A 22,564-nucleotide genomic window follows, 5' to 3' on the forward strand; every position below is an offset into this window, starting at 1 on the left:
AAACAGCCCTAAACATCAAAAAATAGTAACAAACGACATTTTTTTCTACGATTATGATTTTCAACTCCAACAAACCTTATAGTTTACCTATACGCTATCATGTTTACTTTTGGCTGACGTATTTTGTGTTTAACACATTCCGATGGGGAAGTTATTTTAACGATTATGTTTATTCTTTAAAAACTACTTTGCTTGGTTTTCCTATTCACATGGCATTGTGTTATTTGAATATTTTGGTTTTGATGCCTCATTTGGTTTACAAAAAAAAATACTTCCTATATATAGTAACTGTATTGTCGGCAATTTTTGTGATGGTCGTCCTAAAATTTAATCTAACATATTTACTGATCACACACGATGTCTGGCCTGAAGGTCCGCAAACCATTAACACGCTAACGCTCAATTATACTATCGATATGATGATGGGCGAATTGTATGTAATGACTTTTGTGACAGCAATTAAAATCACTTTGGATTTCTTAAAAGAACAAAGACGTGTAACCGATCTTGAGAAATCACAGTTGGAAACCGAATTATTGTTTTTGAAATCACAGATTTCTCCACACTTTTTCTTCAATACCTTAAATAATATTTATTCTCTTTCGGTAGAAAAATCAAATAAAACGCCTAAAATAGTTTTAAAACTTTCTGAGCTAATGCGCTATATGCTTTATGAAACAAAAGGCAAAAAGCAGACTTTAGAAAATGAGATTATGTGCATTCAGAATTATCTGGATTTGGAAAGAATTAGAAACGGAGAACGTTTAGAAGTTGATATGTCCATTTCGGGAGATATACACGACAAAGAAATCTCTCCCGTTTTACTTTTGACTTTCGTCGAAAATGCCTTCAAACATGGAGTAAACAAAAACACTGGCAACGTTCTCATTGATATCAGGTTTAAGGTAAAAGGCGATTTTTTATATTTCAGTGTTTCAAACCCAATGCCCGAATTTACCGTACATAAAGATAATTTTAACAAGGCAAGTGGCATAGGTATCGAAAACGTAAAAAAAAGACTTGAATTAGGATATAATAAAAATGACTATAAGCTTTCATTTAAAAATAAAAAGAATATTTTTGTCGTTAAACTAGTTATAAAAGTCACTTAAGCCCCAGCTTTTATCGGTTTAGAAAACTATACCTACAAAAAACCAAATATCGGCCTAAAATACTATTTAGAAATGAAAATAAAGTGTTTAATTATCGATGATGAGCCATTGGCAATAAACGTTATTAAAAATTATATTGAACAGATTGAGGATTTAGAATTAGTAAACACTTTCAGTAATTCTATTGAAGGATTAAATTTCTTAAAAAACAATACTATAGATGTAATTTTTCTGGACATAAATATGCCTGTTTTAGACGGTATTAATTTCATTAAAAGTCTAGAAAACCCTCCTTTGCTTATTATCACAAGTGCCTACGACCAATTTGCAATTGAAACTTATGAGCTTGATGTTTTGGACTATTTGGTTAAACCAATTGAATTTCCACGTTTGATGAAAGCGGTAAACAAAATCAACAAACGCCTTAACAATACCAGTAAAATTCCGCAAGAAAACAGCAAAGAGAATCCTTTTATTTTTGTGAAAATCGACAAGAAAAAAATGAAGAAGATTTTCTTGAACGAAATATTAGTTATCGAAAGCCTAAAAGATTACTTAAAAATAAGCACTACTTCAGGAAAGTTTATCATACACAGCACTTTATCAGATTTTACAAGTTTACTTCCCGAAAGAGATTTTATAAGAATACACAGATCATACACCATTGCCATTGATAAAATTGACGCTGTAGAAGGAAACAGCATCGAAATTGAAGGGTTAAGATATGTTATAGGAAGATCTTACATAGACGAAGTAAAACAAAAAATCCTAAACTCTTCTATCTAAAGGTTTAACTGCAAAGCACACAAAGATTTTACGCAAAGTTCGCAAAGTTTTTTTTTCTTAATTTAAAAGAGAAAATAAAAAAGTTCGCAAAGCTTAATGATTAAGCTTTGCGAACTTTTTTATTCTCAAAATATATACACTTGAATAAATATCTTAGCGAACTTTGCGTATTCTTTGCGCTCTTTGCGGTAAAAAAAACTTCGCGGTAAAAAAACGAAAATGCGGCCAACCACGACCGCATTTTCTCTCAATTATAGGTAACTAACCAAAATAAACCATGAAATAGTCTATTATCTTCATTGCTGCAAAAAGCACTTAGAAATGATAACGTTTAAACGCCTCAATAGCCGAATAATCTGCTAATCCTAAGCTGTGGTATTTTTCTGCAGTCAATCTGTTTCTGTCTTCAACTCGCACCCAAAACTCTCTGCTGTCATCACCTTGAAACATAACGCCATCTTTTTGAGACTGGTGATAAAAAATAGCATGTCGTTTCTTTAAAACCTGATCAGGACTCATTGGTACTGCCATGTCAATTTGGTATGATTCCCATTCATGCCAAGCTCCTCTATAAAGCCAAACCCAGCAATCGTTCATAAAGTCTTTGTGTTTTAATCTTTTCAAAGCTTCAAACAAACTGTCTAAACACACTTTATGAGTTCCGTGCGGATCTGCTAAATCTCCTGCGGCATAAATTTGATGCGGTTTTATTCTTTCTATAATATCACACATAATATCGATATCTGCATCTGAAAGATTATTCTTTTTAACCGTTCCCGTTTCGTAAAACGGAAGATCTAAAAAGTGTACATTCGAATCTGGCAAACCTAAATAGCGAGTTGCTCCGAAAGATTCACTTCTTCTAATTAATCCTTTTAATTTTCTTACTTCTAATGAATCAATCTCATTTCCAGTTCTATTCTGAAGAAATTCGATTATTTTATCAGACATTCTAGAATCTGGATGCAATGCTTTCGAAATTTCAGCAAATTTCAACGCTTCTTCATTAGAAACGGCAATATTTCCAGAGGTTTGATATGCGACATGAACTTCATGTCCCTGCTCTATCAAACGGTCAAAAGTTCCTCCCATCGAAATCACATCGTCATCAGGATGCGGACTGAAAATGATTACTCTTTTCTTTTCTGGCACAGAACGTTCTGGTCTATACGTATCATCAGCATTTGGTTTCCCGCCTGGCCATCCCGTAATCGTTTGCTGCATTTTATTAAACATCTTAATGTTCAAATCGTATGCAGTTCCTTCTTCCGTTAAAAGACTTGACATCCCATTGTCGTTATAATCTTTATCGGTCAGTTTCAAAAACGGCTTTTTAGTCAACTCACTTAACCAAGCCACCGCTTTTAGTTTTAATTCATCTGTCCAAACACAAGACTTTACTAGCCAAGGCGTTTTAACTCTTGTCAATTCAGACGAAGCTTCTGTATCTAGAACAAATGTTGTGTTGTGATGCTCTTGTAAATACGTAGCCGGTACTTGCGAAGAAATTTCTCCTTCGATTGTTTTTTTTATAATTCCTGCTTTACTAATTCCCCAACCCAGTAAAACAATTCGTTTTGCATTTCTTACGGTTCCAATTCCCATTGTAATGGCTTTTCTAGGAACATTATCTATTCCTAAAAAAGAAGCGGCCGCATCAACTCTTGTGATATGATCTAATGTAATGCTTCTGGTTCCTGAGTTTACGTGAGAACCAGGTTCATTAAACCCAATATGTCCCGTTCTTCCTATTCCTAAAAGCTGAAAATCTAATCCTCCGTAAGAAATAATTTTCATCTCATAATCAATACAATATTGCTGCAATTCCTCGGCACTCACCTGCCCGTCTGGAATATTGATGTTTTCTGGATGAATATTGACATGATTAAATAGATGTTCATGCATAAAATGATAATAACTCTGAATATCATTTTTATCCATAGGATAATATTCGTCCAAATTGAAGGTCACGACACCAGCAAAACTAAGTCCTTCCTCTTTGTGCATTCTAACCAGTTCTTCGTAAACTTTGATAGGAGAAGATCCAGTAGCCAAACCTAAAACGCAAGGTTCGTTCAGCTCACTTTTTCTCTGAATTAAATTAGCAATTTCACGAGCAACCAATAAAGAAGCTTCCTGAGACGATTCGAAAATAACGTTATGAATTTTCTCAAAACGAGTTTCTTCAAATTTTCCTGCTTCTCTAAAACCTATATCTTCTTTAATCATGCTCGCGTTTGCTGTTTTAATTAACACAAGATAAAAGTAGAATTAAATTATCCTCTCGTAGTAAAAATTCGACTAATAGCGGCTAAACTTCGTCAGAAAACAAAATAAGGCAGGTTCAAAAAAGCAACTCTTTTTTTATAAGCTTCGGATAAGCTTAATATTTATAAAAAATCATCAACGACTACAAAATCAAAGCTCCAATAGAACGATATACTTTTCTTCAATCTTATTGTATGTCGCTCCACTAGAGCTTTTTTAATTTGCTTTATCGCAATTCTATAAATATTTCAATTGATCTTTTAAAACAAAAAAAGATTTTTATTCCACAACACCAATTTCAGCGATCGAAACTGTTTGCGATTTTCCTACCGCAGCTGTAGCGACAAATTTCAAAAATCTTGCTTTAACCGCAGCAAAACTTTTAACTTGTTCAATTGGATTATGTTTGATATTCGAAAATTCTCCTTCTGATTGTTTGTCCCAATAAAAACTGTCTACACTTGTGTACAATTCATAATTTGAAATCAAATTTAAATTGTTACCAACCTGTTGCGGCGTATAAGTAAAACCTTTAATACTAATCAATTCTCCCATATCTATAACAACAGTTTGCGGCAGCTTGTTTTCATCATTTCCAAATCCCCAATCTGTGTCTGGATTTCCATCAATTATTCGTTCTACAGATTTGCTGTCACCACTCGAAACCGAAGTTACTTTCCATTTTTCTTTAGAAACTCCATATTTTGCCGACTTTATGCCACTGTTTATTTTCTCTTTCGTATTTCTTGAAATAGCTTTAATTTCTACTTCCTTATTATATATGAATGGCGCTTTATACAAAGTACTTTTTTCAGTAGGCACTTTTCCATCCAAAGTGTAATAGATCGCATTTCCTTCTTCCGATTTAATAGTAACCAAACCATTTTTATCTCTAAAAATCTGCGGTTCTTTTACAAAAGTCGGTGCATTGTAAGCCTCAACTGTACTGATTACAAATCCCGCTTTAGCATCTAAAACATTGACCCTAAGTGCTGAAGCCGTAACTCGATTCAAACGCAAAATTCTTTTGTAACCAATTGTAGTTTCGTTAGCAATAGTTTCCCATTTTCCGTCCACTTTTGCTTCAATAGAAAATGCTTTTACACGCTGACCCAATTTAATATATTCTTGGAGTAAAACTCTATTGATTGTCGTTGGTTTTTTAAAAGTAAATTCAACTGTGGCCTGTTTTACTTTATCGTCTGTTGCCCAGTAGGTATTTTTATTTCCGTCGATAACATTTTGCGGACCAAAATTAGGATCGTTTCCACGAATGTTTGAAGCCTGAACCTGAGTTCCTGCCAATAATTCTGTTTTGAAATCGGCTTTGATTGTAGCAACGAGTTCTTTTAATCTTGCTTCATCATTTTCATGAACCAAACCACGTCTATCCACTGGAAGATTTAACAACAAAGTCGCATTTCGTCCAATCGATTCGTAATAAATATCTACCATTTCGTCAAGCGAACGCACTTTATCATTCTCTACTGAATGATAAAACCATCCTGGTCTGATAGAAACATCGGCTTCTCCCGGAACCCATTTTTCGCCATCTTCGTGACCAGACATAAACTCTGTATAATGTACTTTTCCTGCCAATTCATCTTTCTGACGAAGTAACGACCAATTGGTTTTTCCTGCACGTCCTTCTTCGTTTCCAATCCATCTTGCTTCAGACGGTCCAACTCCCCAAACTAAAGTTTTTGGTGCGATATCGTAAATTAATTTGTACGTTTCATCCCAATTATAATACGTAAGTGTATTGATTTTTCTAGTTTCGTTTGCGCCCCCATAATAGCCATCGCCACCATTTGCGCCATCAAACCACATTTCGAAAACATCTCCGTAATTGGTCAATAATTCTTTCAACTGATTTCTGAAATAGGTAATATATTCAGGTTTTCCGTATTGTGGATGATTTCTATCCCAAGGCGAGAGATATAATCCTAGTTTTAAATCGTATTCTTTGCAAGCAGCAGCCAGTTCTTTTACTAAATCACCTTTTCCGTTTTCCCAAGGCGAGTTCTTTACAGAACGCTCTGTATAAGATGAAGGCCAAAGGCAAAATCCATCGTGATGTTTGGCAACCAAAATAATCCCTTTCATTCCAGCCTCTTTCACCACGCGCGCCCACTGACGCACATCTAATTGTGACGGATTAAAAAGTTCTGGCGATTCATCTCCATAACCCCATTCTTTATTGGTAAATGTATTTAATGAGAAATGTACAAAAGCGTAAAATTCCATTTCCTGCCAATCGATTTGTTTTTGCGTCGGAACTGGTCCAAAAGGCTTTGGCGCATTGGCAAATTCCTGACTTGAAGCATTAGAAATTACACCAAAAAGACATAAGGAAAGGAATATTTTTTTCATTGCTGATTTGCTTTAAAATAGTCTATACAGCATAAATGTAGTATAAATTGAAATCCATCGTTTAGAATTTCGACCAACAGCAATTTTTAAACCGTTTTGGTTCTAATTTTAGAAATTGAAATTAAAATAACAGACAAAACCGCAAAAGCAATTAGAACAAAAACCCCATTTGTAAGCGCAGTTTGTAATCCTAATTTTGTTACATCAATAAAAGGATAAGGATAAAAGTTGGATATAAAACCATGAAATACGGTATAAATCATGTAAATAATAGGGTATAAAAGCCAAAACCAAATGGTTTTAAATGATATTTTTTCTGGGCTAACGAAAAAAAGCCAATAAAAGAAAAATAAAATGGGAACAACAACATGAAAGATTTCACTAACTATACTATGGTGCCCTTGTAAATCAACAATGGAGCGCAGAAGGAGATTAAACACGATTCCAACAATCAAAATATAAACTGTGATTGCAGTAATGGTTGTACATTTTCGAAAAAAAGCATTCATAGCGTTTTTTCCGCCAAACAGCAGCATGGCAGTGCAAATGAAAACTATACAATTTGTTGTAATGGTAAAGAAACTAAAAAAGCGGACTGCAGCGCTAAAAAAGGTAAATCCATCACCTTGTAACAATAAATAAAACTGCATGGGCAAGGCGTACAATTCGAGGGCAAAAATAATACCCAGCAAAATTTCCCCTTTAATTGTTGTGGTATTTTCTTTTTCCATATTATTCAAAGTCAGCTTACTAAGGTAAGCAATTTTATTCTAAAGATTTACATGACCCTTTTTTGTTTTTCGCTTTCCAAAATAGTTTTTTCAAGTCTTGACAGTTGTGTTTTTTCTTGTTTGGCACTCATAATCCAATGAATCATCACTTTCTTGTATGAAGGAGCTTGTTTCTCAAAAAACTCCCATGCAATTTTGTTGCTTTTAAATTCCTCCTCATATGATTCCAAAAGTGGAACGGGTTCTTTTTCGTGAGAATAGATTTTGGATTTATTTTCAGTTCTAAAACTAAAAGCTTTCAAACCTGCATCAGTCATCAAACCCGCTTTAGTCAGATCTTCCATTTTTTGGATATTAATCGCACTCCAAATACTGGAGGATTTTCTCGGGGTAAAACGAATTGTATAACTATCCTTGTCAATAGATTTGCGAACACCATCAATCCAGCCAAAACAAAGCGCCTGATCTACAGATTCCGACCAAGTCATAGAAGGTTTTCCACTTGTCACTTTATAAAAACCAACCAAAAGCTCTTTTTCTTTCTGATGGTTTTTCTCAAGCCATTTTCTAAATTCTGATTTATTTGGAAAGAAGATTGGTGTCATTTTATTTTTTTATAAATGTATAAAGAATCTCGTAATCCCGATAGCTATAGAGAGTTAGGACGCAAAGTTTAATAAAAAAAATAAACCATATAGTTATGTAAGCTATTTTAAATTTTGACTTAATTGACTTATATAACTTTATGGTTTAAAATTCTTTGCGCCTCCGCTCCCGATAGCTATCGGGATGCGAGTTTAATTCACTTTAACTTTGATGGTTGAAGCCTCTAATCCAGCAGTTTTTGCTTTCAACTGAATATTCTCCTTCTTCCCATTAGATTGAATAATCACAACACATTTCCCATTAAACAATTTACAAGAATTCGCTTTAAACGACTCTAAATTGGCCTGATAACCATTATCAACTCCAACCAATTTTCCTCCGCCTGTTACTTCAAAATTGATTAAATCCATAGCATTTGGAACCAGATTTCCATCTTTATCTAACATTGAAACAGTTACATAAACCAAATCGTAAGTATCATTTTTAATTGAATTTTTTTCTGCTTTTAAATCAATTTTAGAAGCTTCTCCAGCAGTGTGGATTTCTTTTTCTAAAACTACCTTTCCGTTCTTTCTAGAAACGGCCTTTAATGTCCCAGGCTCAAACTTCACTTTCCATGAAATATGCAGATCATCATTTTGTTTTGATTTTTTGCCAAGCGATTTTCCATTTAAAAATAATTCTACTTCATCGGCATTATTGTAATACACCCAAACGTTGATTTCCTGATCTTTTGTCCAGTTCCAATGCGGTAAAATATGCAGAACGGTTTTGTTCGACCATTCGCTTTGGTACATATAATACACATCTTTTGGAAGTCCGGCTAAATCTACAATTCCGAAGTAAGAACTTCTCGCAGGATATGGATATGGATCTGGTTCGCCAATGTAATCAAACCCCGTCCAAATAAACGTTCCCGCCATAAAATCCTGACTTTTAATCGTCTTCCAGTTTTCTTCGTGCGTTGCGCCCCAATATGATTTCACCTGATCGTACGCCGAAACCGTCCAATCTGCATTTCCATCAAATGGAGCACCATGTTTGGTAGGCCAAGCTTTTATAAAATCCGATTGGTCGTAATGCCCTCGAGTTTCTAGAGCCGAAACACTTTCTGAAGCCAAGATTTTTTGTCCTTTAAATTTCGTTGGGAAATCTTTGTAATCTTCATGTTTGTAATTGAAACCTAAAAGATCTAAAGCTCCAGATTGATAAATAAAGTTTTTCTCAATTACATTCTCTGTCAAAGCCGAAGTTACAGGACGGGTTGTGTCCAATGATTTTACGATTTTAGCCAATTCTCTAGTAATTGCAATTCCAGTCGAATCAAATTGTTCTCTGATTTCGTTCCCAATACTCCACATCATAACCGACGGATGATTACGGTCTCTTTTGATAAAATCTTCCAAATCTTGTTTATGCCAAGCATCCCAATCTTTATGGTAATCGTTCGTTACTTTTTTCTTTTTCCAAACGTCAAAAGCTTCATCCTGAACAATAAATCCCATTTCGTCGCATAATTGCATCATTTCCAAAGAATGCGGATTATGAGACATTCTAATGGCATTAGCTCCCATTTCTTTCATCAAAGTCAGTTTTCTTCTAACGGCATGAATATTCTCTACAGCCCCCAAAGCACCGTTATCATGGTGCAGACAAACTCCTAATATTTTGGTTGGAACTCCATTTAATGAAAATCCTTTTTCTGAGTCGAAATTAAAAAATCTAAATCCAAGCGGCGTCTCATAATTGTCAACCAGCTTCGATTTTTCGTAGATTTTTGTAATGACTTTATACAAATACGGATTTTCTGGACTCCATAATTTTGGCTGTTTTACTTCTAGATTATGTATCTTTTTTTCTGATGTTTTAGCTCCGATTTTTTCTGTTGAAGTAAAATTAGCAACTTCTTTATTTTCTGCATTCACAATCGAAGTAACCAATTTAAATTCTTTTGTAGCAACATTATCATTATCAATGGTAACTTCTAAATGTATTTTTGATTTTTCGGCTGAAACTTCTGGAGTAGTTACAAAAGTTCCCCACTTCCCTACATGCAGTTTTTCACTCGCAACTAAACGCACATTTCTATAAATTCCAGAACCTGTATACCATCTTGAGTTTGGTTGAGCATCATTATCAACTTTGACAGCTATAGTATTGGCTTGTCCATAATTTAAATACGGAGACAAATCATAGCCAAAAGAAATATATCCATTTGGGCGAACTCCCAATGATTTACCATTTATGAATACTTCACTATTCTTAAAAACACCGTCAAATTCAATAGAAATCGTTTTGCTTTTCCAACTCGCCGGAATAGTAAAAGTTTTACGATACCAACCTTTTCCTGCCGGCAAAAAACCTTGTGCTTGTTTGGTTTTAGCTTCCTTGTCAAAAGTGCCTTCAATACTCCAATCGTGCGGTAATTGAAGCGTTCTCCAATCGGAAGTATTGAAATTTGCATTTATGGCTTCTGGATAATCCCCTAATTTGAAGTTCCAGTTTTTGTTGAAGTCTTCGATAATTCTGGCTTGTTTTTGTCCAAAAATGGATACCGAAAACAATAAGGCAATTGTAATTTTTTGAAATATGTTTTTATGTTTTATCATAAATATGTTTTTTATTCTAATCGTATTTTTCATCGTTTTGTCATTTCGACCGAAGGGAGAAATCACACTAGAAACTCCGTACAGTTATTTCCAATCTTTGTAGAATCCCGAGTGTGATTTCTCGTTCCTCGAAATGACAAACTGGATGGACAAGTGGAGTTTAGACGCACTGTAGTGCGTCTCTACAATAAAAACCTTTGCGTCTTTGCGCCTTCGTGGCAAATAACCAGTTATTGAAACTCAAAATTATCCAACATCAATCCTTTCAAATCATCTCCTTCTAAAGTAATTTTATAAGTTCCCGCATTGATATAACCTCCTGATGTTGTATTCAAAATCTTCCATTTTTCAGGCGAAGGGAAAAATTCAATAGTATCATTTCGCATTAAAATTCCGTAGGCATCTTCCATTTTGAATTTCACTTTCATCGGCACTTCATTCCGATTCATAAAACGGAAACGCATTAAATAGATTCCTGCCACGCCAGGTTTTACTTCAAACTCGATGCTATTATTGGTCTTTTTTGTGAATTCGACATAATCAGCTTTTTTGAAATTTCCTTTTTCGATTCCGTCTCCGGTCGTTTTTGTCTTTTCAGCTTCGATGATTACGACAGGTCTTGAATCGTCTTTCTCGCCCATATCGTAAGTTGGAACGACCACAATGGTAGAGATTGTTTCTCCATTATAAAAAAGAACCTTCTCGCCTTTATTTACTTTTTTAGTAAAAACATCAAATGAAATTCCGTTGCTGTTTTTCGCTTTTTCTTCAATTTTTGTATAATCCGAAAGCCCGTTTAATGTTTGCGATTTATCGTCAACTAAAACATAAATCGTCGATTCTTCTTTTGCAGTAAATGAACCTTTATTTTTTGAATTAACTGAAAACTGTAAATAATCCGCGCCAAAAACTTCTGCAGGCAATTCGGTAAAACTCACTTCTGAATCAGCATATTGCTTCGAATTAATATCTAACCAAGACGCAATTTTAAAATCTTTAGCATCTAAACTCACATTTTGAATATTGCTTGGAGATTCTGTAACAGGTTTAACAGGTTTAACATTTTTATCTTTCGTAGCAATAGCAATCGCAGAAATTATCACTTGTGAAGCTTTTACATTTGGAAACGAAATCACAATTTTTCCGTTAACGCTTTTTACAACGAATGTTTTCTTCAAGGCATTGTCGTGTCCAACTTCTGCCCAAATATCAAAATCTTTTAAAACTACATTATTGTTGATTGCTACATCAAACAAACGCCAGCCTTTGCAGCCCATTCCGCCACCAGTTCCGTACCACGGCTCTGTAAAGTATAATTCTACTAAATATTCTCCGTCAGGCGCAGGAAATTCGTAACGCAGTTTATCAACTCCGTATCTAAAACTTTGAAATAATTCCTGATCTTTTGTTCCATTTATTGGGTCAAAAGTTTTTCTTTGGCTTGCAAAAAAGTCTGGCAATTTTTCAAAATTATCGGTCCATGATAGCGAACCCCAGGTATTTTGTCCGCTTTTGTGTCTATCTGCTGACCAAACATTTCCAGAACTATCTCTCAATTCAGAGCCGCCACAGTTTACTCGGTAAAGATAATTGTAACTTTTATTGGGTTTTAAAATATCATTTTTATCAGCAACCAGAGATTCTAAATTTGGCGCTTTAGGCAGATTATTCAAAACAATATAATCTTTTGCAACAGCTTTTCCGTTTACATATCCAACCGCATATAAAACATTGTACTGAACATTGACATTATTAAATTGAAAATGCTGTCCAATCCCTGGATTTTTAAGTTTTCCAAGTGAAACTTTATTCACATCGTTGAACAATTCTACTTCGTCGCAATTCGAGTAAATATCGATTCCGTTTTTGATTCCCGGTTTTTCCCAACGGCTTGGCCAAGTATGCGAAACGATATAAACCATCGGATTCGTTTTGTTGGAAACATAATTCGCTCGATACATGTAAAACGCATCCAAAGGCTCGCCCCAAATCGTAAAAAGCCCTTTGTAATTTACGGGTCCAACTTTATCAATATCTCTAAAACCTTCTCCGTTTTGTACACGTCCCGGATTTTCGTGCGAAGCAAAAAGCCAGTTGAACTGACCAGCAATTTTATCTCGAACTGATTCAGCTTCTCGCACTTTGATTTCCATTAGCTGAGAAAAACGGTTTTCGCTTAAAATTCCTTTTTGGTCGAATTCGCCTTCTGTATGCAAATCGGCAGAACGCCATGCTCCGTATTCACCATTTAGCAATTGAGTGGTCATTTCCAAATGATATTTTAGAGGATCTCCGCCATACGTTCCTGACCAATTTTGAACGACATTCCAATCGGTTCCTTCTCCACCGTTACAAGTGGTTACAATTCTTTGTGAAGCTGATAACGGATCCATTTCACGAATTATCTGTGTGCATTCTTCCGCAAATTCCTTTGGAATTGTACTTTCGTTCTGTAATCCCCACATTACGACAGATGGACTATTTCTGCGTTCTTTAATCCATTCTCGCAATAAGGTTTTAAAGTTTTCTTTAAACTCAGGCGTATCGTACCAAATATGTGCTGAAAACTGACTCCAGAATAAGATTCCGTTTTCGTCTAATTCTTTTTGATATAATAAATTATGAGGCTGGTGTGCTTCTCTAAAAGCATTAAATCCGCCCGCTTTGATTTGTTCGATTCTGGAATGAATCATTTCATCTGAAAACGAATGGCTTTTTCCAATCAAATGTTCATATTCGCAAACTCCGTTTATAAAAACAGGCTCGTCATTAATGAAAAAACGATTGTCTTTTCCATCACGACTTACTGGCCAGCTCACCCAACGGATTCCATAAGAAGTTGTCAACTGATCGATTATCTTTCCGTTTTCATAAACCGAAGTAACCAATTTATACAAATACGGACTGAATGGTGACCATAATTTCGGATTCTGAATCTCAGGAAGTGTCTGTGCTATTTCTTTTGTTTCTCCCGAAATGATTTTGTTATCGCTTTTTGCAATAGCAACTTTCTTTCCCGAAGCATCCAAAAGAATATTTTCGATAGTCAAATTTCGGCCTGAAGTACTGTAATTCTTGACTTCTGTAGTTGTATGAAGAATTGCTTTTTGTTTTGAAACCGATTTATCATTCCAAATATGAATGCCAAAAGGCTCAATTCTAACATTGTTTGTAATGACCAAAGTGACTGGCCTAAAAATTCCCATTGGCTGAGAACCTTCTGAAAATCCCCATTCACCCGAACAGCCTCCGCAAACCCAAGGCAAATCGGCAATAAAGGAAGGATGCGATGCTTTTACCAGAATCTGATTTTCTTTTTCTAAAGAAACAGCTTTGGTAATATCAAGCGTAAAAGTGGTTCGCCCACCTTTGTGCTCGCCCACTTTTTTGCCGTTTACCCAAACTGTTCCGTAAGAACTAACGCCTTCAAAAAACAAAAAAAGTCTTTTTCCAGCAGCAGTTTTGTCGAGTTTTAATGTTTTTTTGTACCAAGCAGTACCGTGCAAATTTCCATGTTTTGTTCTTCTGAAACCATAATACTGATCCCAATTGTGAGGCACACTAACCTTTTGCCAATTGGAACCAGTTTTTGGATTTTCTACAAAATCTTCTTCTTTCAGCGGAAGATTATCCAGTATTACGGTCTCCCAAGATGAATTCAGCGAAATTTCTTTACGAAACTTCCCCGAATCTTTGCTCTGACTCCAAACAGAGCAAAAACTTGAGAAAAAACAAAAAATAAAAAAAACTATTTTATTCATATTTTCTAAACCATATAAGATATATAAGGTAATTTAAGTTTTTATTTCTACGAAGTTGTCTCGCTTTTTTTGTCATTCGACATGAGGAGAAATCTCCGCAAGTAGCTCCGCATAGGAAATTTCGACAAACTGTTGTCGAGCTTCTTGCAGAGATCCCTCGTTTCTCGGGATGACAAGTTGTGCTTATACTTCCTGAATAAACCTGATAGGTTTTAAAAACCTGTTAGGTTTAACATTGTCTTTAATAAAACAACCAGTCAATAGCTGCTTTTTCTCCTGCATCGATATAGCCTACATCACGTGGTGTTATGGTTTGATCTGCGTCGATAAAACCTAAAATCAATACCTTTCCTTTTCCTAAATCTAATTTATTCTCGCCTGGCTGGAAAGTATACGTATGAATATTTACTCTTGGAAGCTCTTTTAAATTCATGGCACTTGCTAGAATAACTTCGGCTTGGCCATGAGCATTTCCTGCAGCATCAGTTTCCAAACTCGGCGGTAATAAAAATCTCTTTTGATCTGAATTGAAATAGCCCACCACTAATTTAACAGCTTTTGTATTTCTAAACTTCAAATGCGTTCCTTTTTCGTTTTGCTCATTTTCTACAAACGAACATCCTCTTAAATTTTGAAGCTCTGGAGCAATTTTCGTTAATTCAGAAATATCTGTTCCATATACTTTTGTTCCTGTTTTTACTAAATAACTTCCCGGTTTTTCGTCGATAAAAGTTACATCAGCAGTTTTCCAAGGTTTTCCTTCTTTGGTTTCAATTTTACCATCTTTTGATGCTTTTAGCTTTTCTAAATTTCTCTTGAAATTAGCCAATTCTCGTTCGTAGTGCGGTAATAATTCAGCCCACGTTTTGTTGTTTCCGTCGTCTCCTCCAATTGGGATTCGGCGTTGAGCAGTCTGCATACTGTTGGCATAGTAATACGTATCTTTTGTCAAGTTTACCAGTAATTCATAGTACTCGATGCTTTTTTCTAAATGAGGCAAAGCTTTATCTAAATCCGCAATATCGTTGGAATAACTGTATCTTAAAACCAATAATGCCGCTTTTACTTTTTCTGAGAAGAAATCGGCAAACGCTTTATAAGCATGAATATCATTTTTAAGACGTGCAAATTCTTCTTTGTCTTTCGTAACACTTGCTTCGGCTTTATCAATGGCTTCAACAGCCAGTCTTCCGTGCTCTGTAATTTCAGCAATAATCTGCGTTGGTAGTTCGCCAGAATGCGGTTCTTTGTTCCATTCTTTTTTAGCATATTCCAAAAGCAATTCTCCCGCAGGCCCGCAAGATTCGTGGAATCCAGGATACACTCTCCATTTTGACGGATTCACCAATTGGCTTTCGAACATTCCTAGCAATAAAGTCTGTCTGTTTCCTTCTGTGATTCCGAAACGTCTAAGTGTTTTTGGAGCAATTTCTCCTGTTTCTTCATAAGCTTTTAAAATGTTATTGGCAGCTTCTTGACTTGTTCCGAATTTCTTCGCTAAGTCTTTATCCCAAAACTGAATTTCTTCGTTTCTATCTCTTTTGCTGTCCCAAGCATATCTTGCCCAAGCTTTATACCAAATCCAGTCGCGATCCATTTCTAATAAACGTTCGCCTGATTTTGTTTTATCTGCTGAATAAGGCCAGTCCCAATAGGATGCCTGTGGATATAAATGCAGTGCATTTGCTCCATGAATGTTGTGCATGGCTTTTACCGTTTTCTGAATGAAGTCGGGCGAACCGTATCTGAAAGGTTCCAAATTGGCTAAAATGTGAACATTCTCAATATGGATCGATTTTAGAGCGCTCAATTGTTTGTGCGTTTCTCCCCAAGGTCCGCCTGGAGTGTAAGTCGTTAAAGATTCACCCGTATATTTACTTTCAGTATAGAGATTCTTGTATAATGGCAGCGATTTTTCCATTACCAAAGGTCCGTCTGTATCATGAGAGCGTAAAATAATCGGAGGTTCTTCTGTTTTTCCTAATGCCTGCAAACCATCGCGAACACCTGGAATAATCGTTTTGGTAAACCATTCTACGTCGTCATCAACCGTATTGATTGCTTCCCCCAAACAAACCATTAAACCCACATTTGGATATTTTTCGATAAAAGCGGCAATAGATTTTCTGGTGTAATCTGACAATAATGGCGTAATAGGTCTAGAACGATCTTGTGTTTTAATATTGTAATGCTCTGCAAATGGTTTAGAAACAAGAATGTTATAGAACATCTGAATGACCCAAATTCCACGTTTGTTGGCTTCAACCGTCAAGAATTTATAGATTTCTTCGTTCTTTTTGAAATCTTCATCGCTCACTTCAACCGCAAACGGATATTCTTTCAATTTTACTAATGAAGCAAATGGATGTCCATTCCATAAATACAAAGAATTCATGCGGTTTTCTACCAGCATATCTAAATATTTAATCCAAAGCGCTTTATCATAAAACCAAGGAAAAGTTTCTGGTGTATACGGATATTCGTAAACATCGCGACCTGGAAGATAAACGGGTTTCTGCATTCCGATACAAGCGCCACGTAAAACCATTTCCGGACTGTCTTCAATATTGATTTCTGACGGAAGCTGACCTGAATTTTTGATTCTGTCTGCCAATTCTAATGCGCCATATAATGTTCCGCTTGCATCTGTTCCTTCAACATAAATTACATTGTTCTGAGTACGAATCTGAAAACCTTCTTTCTTCGATAATTTGCTATCGTCGATTTTAGCACTTTTGGCATTCTGTTTCCAGAAATCGGTTCCTTTTTCTCCTATTACAATTACATTATCTTTTGATTTTTTGAATTTAGCAGAAGACGTTACGCTGAAACCTTTTGACGTAAGCGTTTCTGATAATTTCTCTGCTCCAAATTTTGCTCTAGGCGAATTGGCATCACTAACAATTGTGATGTTTTGTGCTGTCGCGAAAGAAACGTAAAGACATAAAAAAAGTAATTGTAAATATTTCATGGTATGCTGTTTTTGGGTATTCATTCTAAAATAATCTGCTAGATCTGCGTGAAAAAATTATCTCTCGCACATTCAGCAGATTTGGCAGATTTTATATTGATTCTTTTGCCACTCCCGATAGCTATCGGGATAAAAGATTTCCACAGATTAAAAAATCATTTTAATCATTTTATCTGTGGCTAAAAAAAATTAATTCTGAAAAATCTTCTTCAAATAAGCCACATTTGCTCCGTAATTGGCTTTTACATTGTGTACTTGTGTCACGTCGCGAGAACGCTCTACAATCAGCCATCCGCTCCATTTCATTTCGTCCAAAGTTTGTTTGATTTTTGGCATATCGATCGCAGGATCGTTTTCTAACCAAAATTGATCGGTATTGGAAGCGTGAATCTGCGCTAAATATTTCTTTCCTAAAATCTTTAATTCTGAAGAAATATCTCTTTTATTGTCTAAAGCATTTGCAAAGTTGAAAGAGCTTTTAATGTATTTTGAACCGATTTCGTCTAAAAGTTTTTTCTCGTCTGTCGCGCTCAAAGAAGTTTCAATTGCGATAACTCCTCCTATTTTCCCCACTTCTTTTCCTGCCCATTGCAGTCTTTTAATCACTTCTGGACGTAGTTCTGGATTTTTAACCAAATCGGTTTGTGTTCCTAACGGAAGATAGGCCACTTTTACTTTCATGTTTTTCATTGCCTGAATACAATCTGTTATCATTGGAGTAATTTCTCTTGTTGCAAATGATTGTGCATAAAATCCAGACATCGCTATCGAACTGATTCCAACTCCAGTTTCTTTTGATTTATCTAAGAATTTTTGTCTTTCTACAGGATCGCCTAGTTTGCTGTCAAAAGTCGGGCGATTTCCTAAACCTCCCATATCCAGTTCGATTCCGTCCGCTTTTATTTCAGAAGCCAAACCAAAAGCGCCTAGTTTTTGTCTTTTTAAAATCATCCAGTCGCAAACCGCCACTTTATATTTCTGCTTTTTATTCGAAAACTGAGCCGTTGCACAGCTGTTGAATGTTGATGCTACAAGAACAAGTATTGCAACAATTAAGTTTTTATTTAGCTTCATGTTAATTGGTTTTACCATTAAGATATTAAGGAAATTAAGCTTAAATACTTTTATTATTTCTGCATTAGAAGATTAAGAAAGTTAAGCTTAATGTTCTTTAAAAATATATTAAACACAGCAACTTAACTTTCTTAATCTCTTAATGGTTCAATTCATTTATTCTTCTTCCGCTTTTACCGCTGTCACCACTTTTCCTTCTTCGCCTGGCCAGATTCCGTTTTTAATTGGAAGCGCCACTAATTTACTCGGATCAACTTTTACGTACTTCAGCTTTTCTCTTCTCCAAGTATAAACGATATGCACCATTCCGTCTGAACTCTGAATGATCGATGGATAAGAGTATTGGCTGATTTTTGAATCTTCTAAAACCAAAGCTGCGTTCCAGTGAATTCCATCTTTTGAAACCGAAACGTTTAAAGGCGTTCGTGGCCCTTTAGCTTCTTTTCCTGGAGGAAGAACGTGGTTGTAAACTAGTAAATGTCTTCCGTCTTTTAAAGTTACAGCATCAGTTCCTGAGTTGTTATTTGGTAGTCCGATTAACTCAACATTTGACCAAGTTTTTCCGTTGTCTTTTGAGAAAGTGCTAAAAATAGCTCTGTTTCTAGTTCTTCCGATAGCCTGAATGCTTCCGTCTTTATGAAATAAAATACTTGGCTGAATGGCATTGATTTTTTGTTTTCCTCTTGAAAGCGTATCGCCCATTACCCAAGTTTTTCCGAAATCTGGAGTAGATTCCATACGAAGTCTCCAGCCATCACCTTCGATACTTGACGGACACAATAAAGTTCCGTTGCTTAATAAAACGGGTTTATTTTTGATTGGCCCTAAGAAACCATCAGGCATTTTTTGCGCCTCAGACCAAGTTTTTCCGCCATCAGATGAAGTTCTGATTACACCCCACCATTCTGATGGTTTTGGACCTATTTTGTAGAATAACATTAAATCGCCACCCGGAATTTGATATAACACCGGATTCCAAGTTGGTAATCTTGGTCCGTCTTTCATGACGCCATCGGCAACTTTTATGCCCTCGTTCCAAGTATCGCTTCCTTTTGGTTTGATGGCAACATAAATGCAGACATCAGGATTTCTTTCGTGAGTTCCTCCAAACCAAGAAGCAACTAAATCACCATTTGTAGCTTCGACGATTGTAATCGCATGACAAGACGGATAAGGCGCTTTATCGTAAACAAACTGATCTACTAAAATTCCTTCTTTCCAAGTCTTTTTCTCTAAAGCCGATTTACAACTTCCTAAAAGGAAAAGTCCAAACAAGACAAATGCTAATTTTGTTACCTTCATTATCAATTTAAATTATGAATTATTTTTTCTGGCTATAAATATATACCTAGCATTTTTTTAGGTAAAAATATTTAATAAGTGTAAAAATAACACTGAAAAATTAACAATGTATCCTGTACTGTCCCGAATTATTAAAAATGCCGCTTATTTAACGTTAATCGCAAAATTTCCTGACGAAAGTGTAACTGCTATCTGATTTTTTTCTATAGAATAAGTATAAGAAGTTTTATCCAGCTTTTGTTTATTAATAGAAACAGCCGGAGCTTCGCTTGTAGGAAGATAAATAATTGCAGAAGTATTGGCTGGAATAGCAATATTCCAAACCAGACCTTTTTTATCTTTTTTCCAGTCACTTTTAATTGTTCCGTAAACCGATTCGTAAGAAGCATTTACATAAGTCAATCCCGCATTGAAATCTGGTTTCATGATGATTTGCTTGAAACCAGGAGTTTCAGGATTGCTTTTGATTCCTGCCATATTTTCGTAATACCAAATCAATAAATCACCCAAAAGCATCACGTGGTTTTGCGAATTCATAGCCGGATCTGCCGTGTTTCCGTTCCAAAGTTCCCAAATCGTAGTTGCACCATTTTCGACCATATAACCCCAACTTGGATAGGTTTTGTTGGATGCCAATTTGAAAGCTAAATCGCCACGACCGAAATTAGTCAACGTTCTCATTAAAAACTGTGTTCCGATAACGCCTGTGCTGACATGACCGTTTTTGGTTACTTCCACTTCGTACACCAGATTTTCAAAAACTTTTTGCTCTAATTCCTTCGGAACCATTCCGAAAGTCAAAGGCAGTAAATTAGCCGTTACTGTATTATTAGCATAATTATTTTTTGATGCATTGAAATATTTGGCATTAAATGCTTTTTTAATTCTTGAAGCTAATTCATCATAATGTTTGATATCATTTTGAGCATTGGCAATCACAGCAAACTTTCTCATGATATTTAAAAGCTGATAATAAAACGCGCTTGAAATCAATTCTCCATCAGTTAAACGAGAAGGATCTTTTGAACGGATTAATTCTAAAGATTCAGGCGGAACACACCAATCGCCGTATTTATCTTTGGTCATAATATCATCGACCAAATAATTTTCTTCCATGTAATCCATCCATTTTTTCATCGACGGATATTGTTTTTCTACTACTTTTTTGTCTCCAAACTGCTGATACAGCATATCGGCAACTGTGATATAAGTTCCTGGCCAGGTTACATTATCACCATAATAGCGCCAAAAAGCTGGTGCTACATCTGGCAATCCTCCATCCTGAGTTTGCGAATATTTTATATCATCTAACCATTTTGCGTATAAAGTCTGATTATCAAATAAAAAACTTTCGCCGTAAGCTCCTGTTGTTCTGTCTCCCAACCAAGGCTGACGCTCATTTCTCTGCGGGCAATCGATTGGCATTCCTTTATAATTCCCGCTGATTCCCCACCAAGCATTCTTAAAAATCTGATTCATTATCGGATTTGAAGAATCGAAAGTTCCTATTGTTGCAATATCATCATAAACCACTTTCCCAATAAAATTTTCTAAAGCGGGTTTGCTTTTAAATCCTGAAATCTCTACAAATCTGAATCCGTGAAAAACAAATCGAGGTTCCCAAACTTCTTCCCCTCCGCCTTTTAAAGTATAAATATCAGTTGTTTTGGCATCACGAAGATTGGCAATGTACAACGAACCATCTGGTTGTAAAGATTCAGCAAACTTCATCGTGATTCTATCTCCCGCATTTCCTTTCACTTTCAATTGCAGCCAGCCCACCATATTTTGTCCCATATCCAAGATATAAGTACCTTTTGGCGTTTGTTTTATTGAAATCGGTTTTACTTCACGCTTCACTTTCATATTAGCCGACATCTGTCCTTCATAGAATCCGCCTGGTTCCTGAACGTATTCTGCCGAAAGCCATTTTTTATCATCAAAATTAATCGTATTCCAGCCTTTCATTTCTTTGCCGGCATCGTATTCTTCTCCGTCGTATTCGTTGTTGGATAGGATTGGTCCATCAGTTGTAATTTTCCAAGTATCATCTGTGCGAATCACATCTTTGCTCCCATCCGTATATTCTACAAATAACTGCAAAGCCATTTTCGGATAACCAAAAGTTTTGATTTTATACGGTTTATAATCCTGACGCATGGTAAAAAAACGTCCGTTTCCTAAAATCGTTCCTAACGCATTTTTTCCTTCCTGTAACTGCGAAGTCACATCAAAAACATTGTATTTTACATTCTTCGTATAATCCGTAGGAACTGGTGCTAAAACCTGATCTCCAATTTTATTTCCGTTAATGTATAGCTCATACAAGCCCATTCCCATGATATAGACCTTGGCATTTTTGACTTTCTTTTTTAAGTCGATCTCTTTTCGTAAATATCTAGCAGATAATCTCGAATACTGGGAAATACTATCTCCCTTTGAAGTTTTTTCATAACCAATCCATCGAGTCGATTTCCAGTCGGCATAAGTCAAAATCCCGATACTGAAATGAGCATTTTCTTTGGATTGAATTTCACCTTTATTGGTAAAAACCGTTACTTTCCAGTAAACGTCTTGTCGGTCTTTTAGTTTTTTTCCGTTGTAAATTACGTTTATAGAGGCATCACTTTGCACTTTCCCGCTATCCCATAAATCACCATTTCCAGCATTCAATTTCTCTAAACTTGAAGAAGCAATAATTTGATACGCCGTTTGTTTTACATCATTAATATCTGCTTTTATTTTCCAGCTTAATCTTGGCTGTAAAACATCAATTCCTTCTGGATTGGTCAGCATTTCGCATTTTAAGTCACTTACAATTATTTTGTTTTGGGCTTTCACCGAAATGGTAAAAAGCAAAATGATTAGTGTAAGATGTAAAAAAAACTTTTTCATGATTGTATTTTTAAGCTTTTGGCTTTAGATTTTTTTGTCTCTCGCAGATTTTGCAGATTTAGGAGATTTTTTAAAT

The 22,564-nt window shown here is 35.6% G+C and carries 12 protein-coding genes; 2 read left to right on the forward strand and 10 right to left on the reverse strand.

Going from position 1 to position 22,564, the window contains the following annotated elements; genetic code table 11:
- The first annotated feature begins 53 nt into the window (after window positions 1-53).
- Together BLP44_RS18435 and BLP44_RS18440 are read left to right on the forward strand one after the other, a co-directional pair.
- Complete coding sequence (locus BLP44_RS18435; RefSeq protein ID WP_008467436.1) at window positions 54-1,112, forward strand: sensor histidine kinase; 1,059 nt, start codon at window positions 54-56, stop codon at window positions 1,110-1,112.
- 72 nt (window positions 1,113-1,184) lie between these two features.
- Entirely contained in the window at window positions 1,185-1,898 is a 714-nt protein-coding gene (locus BLP44_RS18440) for a LytR/AlgR family response regulator transcription factor (protein ID WP_008467437.1), read from the forward strand.
- Window positions 1,899-2,213: 315 nt separating this feature from the next.
- On the opposite strand, the gene nagB is transcribed toward BLP44_RS18440, so the two are convergent.
- The 10 genes from nagB to BLP44_RS18490 form a co-directional block, all read right to left on the reverse strand.
- Complete coding sequence (gene nagB / locus BLP44_RS18445) at window positions 2,214-4,127, reverse strand: glucosamine-6-phosphate deaminase (RefSeq protein WP_008467438.1); 1,914 nt, start codon at window positions 4,125-4,127, stop codon at window positions 2,214-2,216.
- A 318-nt stretch (window positions 4,128-4,445) separates the two neighbouring features.
- The gene (locus BLP44_RS18450) at window positions 4,446-6,539 is read right to left on the reverse strand and encodes an alpha-L-fucosidase (protein ID WP_091135055.1); all 2,094 of its coding nucleotides are present in this window, start codon (window positions 6,537-6,539) and stop codon (window positions 4,446-4,448) included.
- An 86-nt stretch (window positions 6,540-6,625) separates the two neighbouring features.
- On the reverse strand, window positions 6,626-7,270 hold the full coding sequence (locus tag BLP44_RS18455; RefSeq protein WP_091135058.1) for a Pr6Pr family membrane protein: 645 nt from the start codon (window positions 7,268-7,270) through the stop codon (window positions 6,626-6,628).
- A gap of 47 nt (window positions 7,271-7,317) precedes the next feature.
- The gene (locus tag BLP44_RS18460; RefSeq protein WP_008467441.1) at window positions 7,318-7,875 is read right to left on the reverse strand and encodes a YdeI/OmpD-associated family protein; all 558 of its coding nucleotides are present in this window, start codon (window positions 7,873-7,875) and stop codon (window positions 7,318-7,320) included.
- A gap of 192 nt (window positions 7,876-8,067) precedes the next feature.
- Window positions 8,068-10,485, reverse strand: coding sequence for a glycoside hydrolase family 2 TIM barrel-domain containing protein (locus tag BLP44_RS18465; RefSeq protein ID WP_091135060.1), 2,418 nt, complete (start codon window positions 10,483-10,485; stop codon window positions 8,068-8,070).
- Between the two features lie 230 nt (window positions 10,486-10,715).
- Complete coding sequence (locus tag BLP44_RS18470; protein ID WP_091135061.1) at window positions 10,716-14,246, reverse strand: malectin domain-containing carbohydrate-binding protein; 3,531 nt, start codon at window positions 14,244-14,246, stop codon at window positions 10,716-10,718.
- A gap of 241 nt (window positions 14,247-14,487) precedes the next feature.
- On the reverse strand, window positions 14,488-17,217 hold the full coding sequence (locus BLP44_RS18475; RefSeq protein WP_091135300.1) for an alpha-d-galacturonidase: 2,730 nt from the start codon (window positions 17,215-17,217) through the stop codon (window positions 14,488-14,490).
- Between the two features lie 189 nt (window positions 17,218-17,406).
- The gene (locus tag BLP44_RS18480) at window positions 17,407-18,291 is read right to left on the reverse strand and encodes a sugar phosphate isomerase/epimerase family protein (protein ID WP_091135302.1); all 885 of its coding nucleotides are present in this window, start codon (window positions 18,289-18,291) and stop codon (window positions 17,407-17,409) included.
- A 156-nt stretch (window positions 18,292-18,447) separates the two neighbouring features.
- Window positions 18,448-19,593 carry a sialidase family protein gene (locus BLP44_RS18485; RefSeq protein WP_091135063.1) on the reverse strand — a complete coding sequence of 382 codons (1,146 nt, stop codon included), beginning with the start codon at window positions 19,591-19,593 and terminating at the stop codon, window positions 18,448-18,450.
- Between the two features lie 144 nt (window positions 19,594-19,737).
- The gene (locus BLP44_RS18490; RefSeq protein WP_091135066.1) at window positions 19,738-22,488 is read right to left on the reverse strand and encodes a glycoside hydrolase family 78 protein; all 2,751 of its coding nucleotides are present in this window, start codon (window positions 22,486-22,488) and stop codon (window positions 19,738-19,740) included.
- Window positions 22,489-22,564: the final 76 nt, after the last annotated feature.

Source organism: Flavobacterium anhuiense (assembly GCF_900101855.1).
Taxonomy (GTDB): domain Bacteria; phylum Bacteroidota; class Bacteroidia; order Flavobacteriales; family Flavobacteriaceae; genus Flavobacterium; species Flavobacterium anhuiense.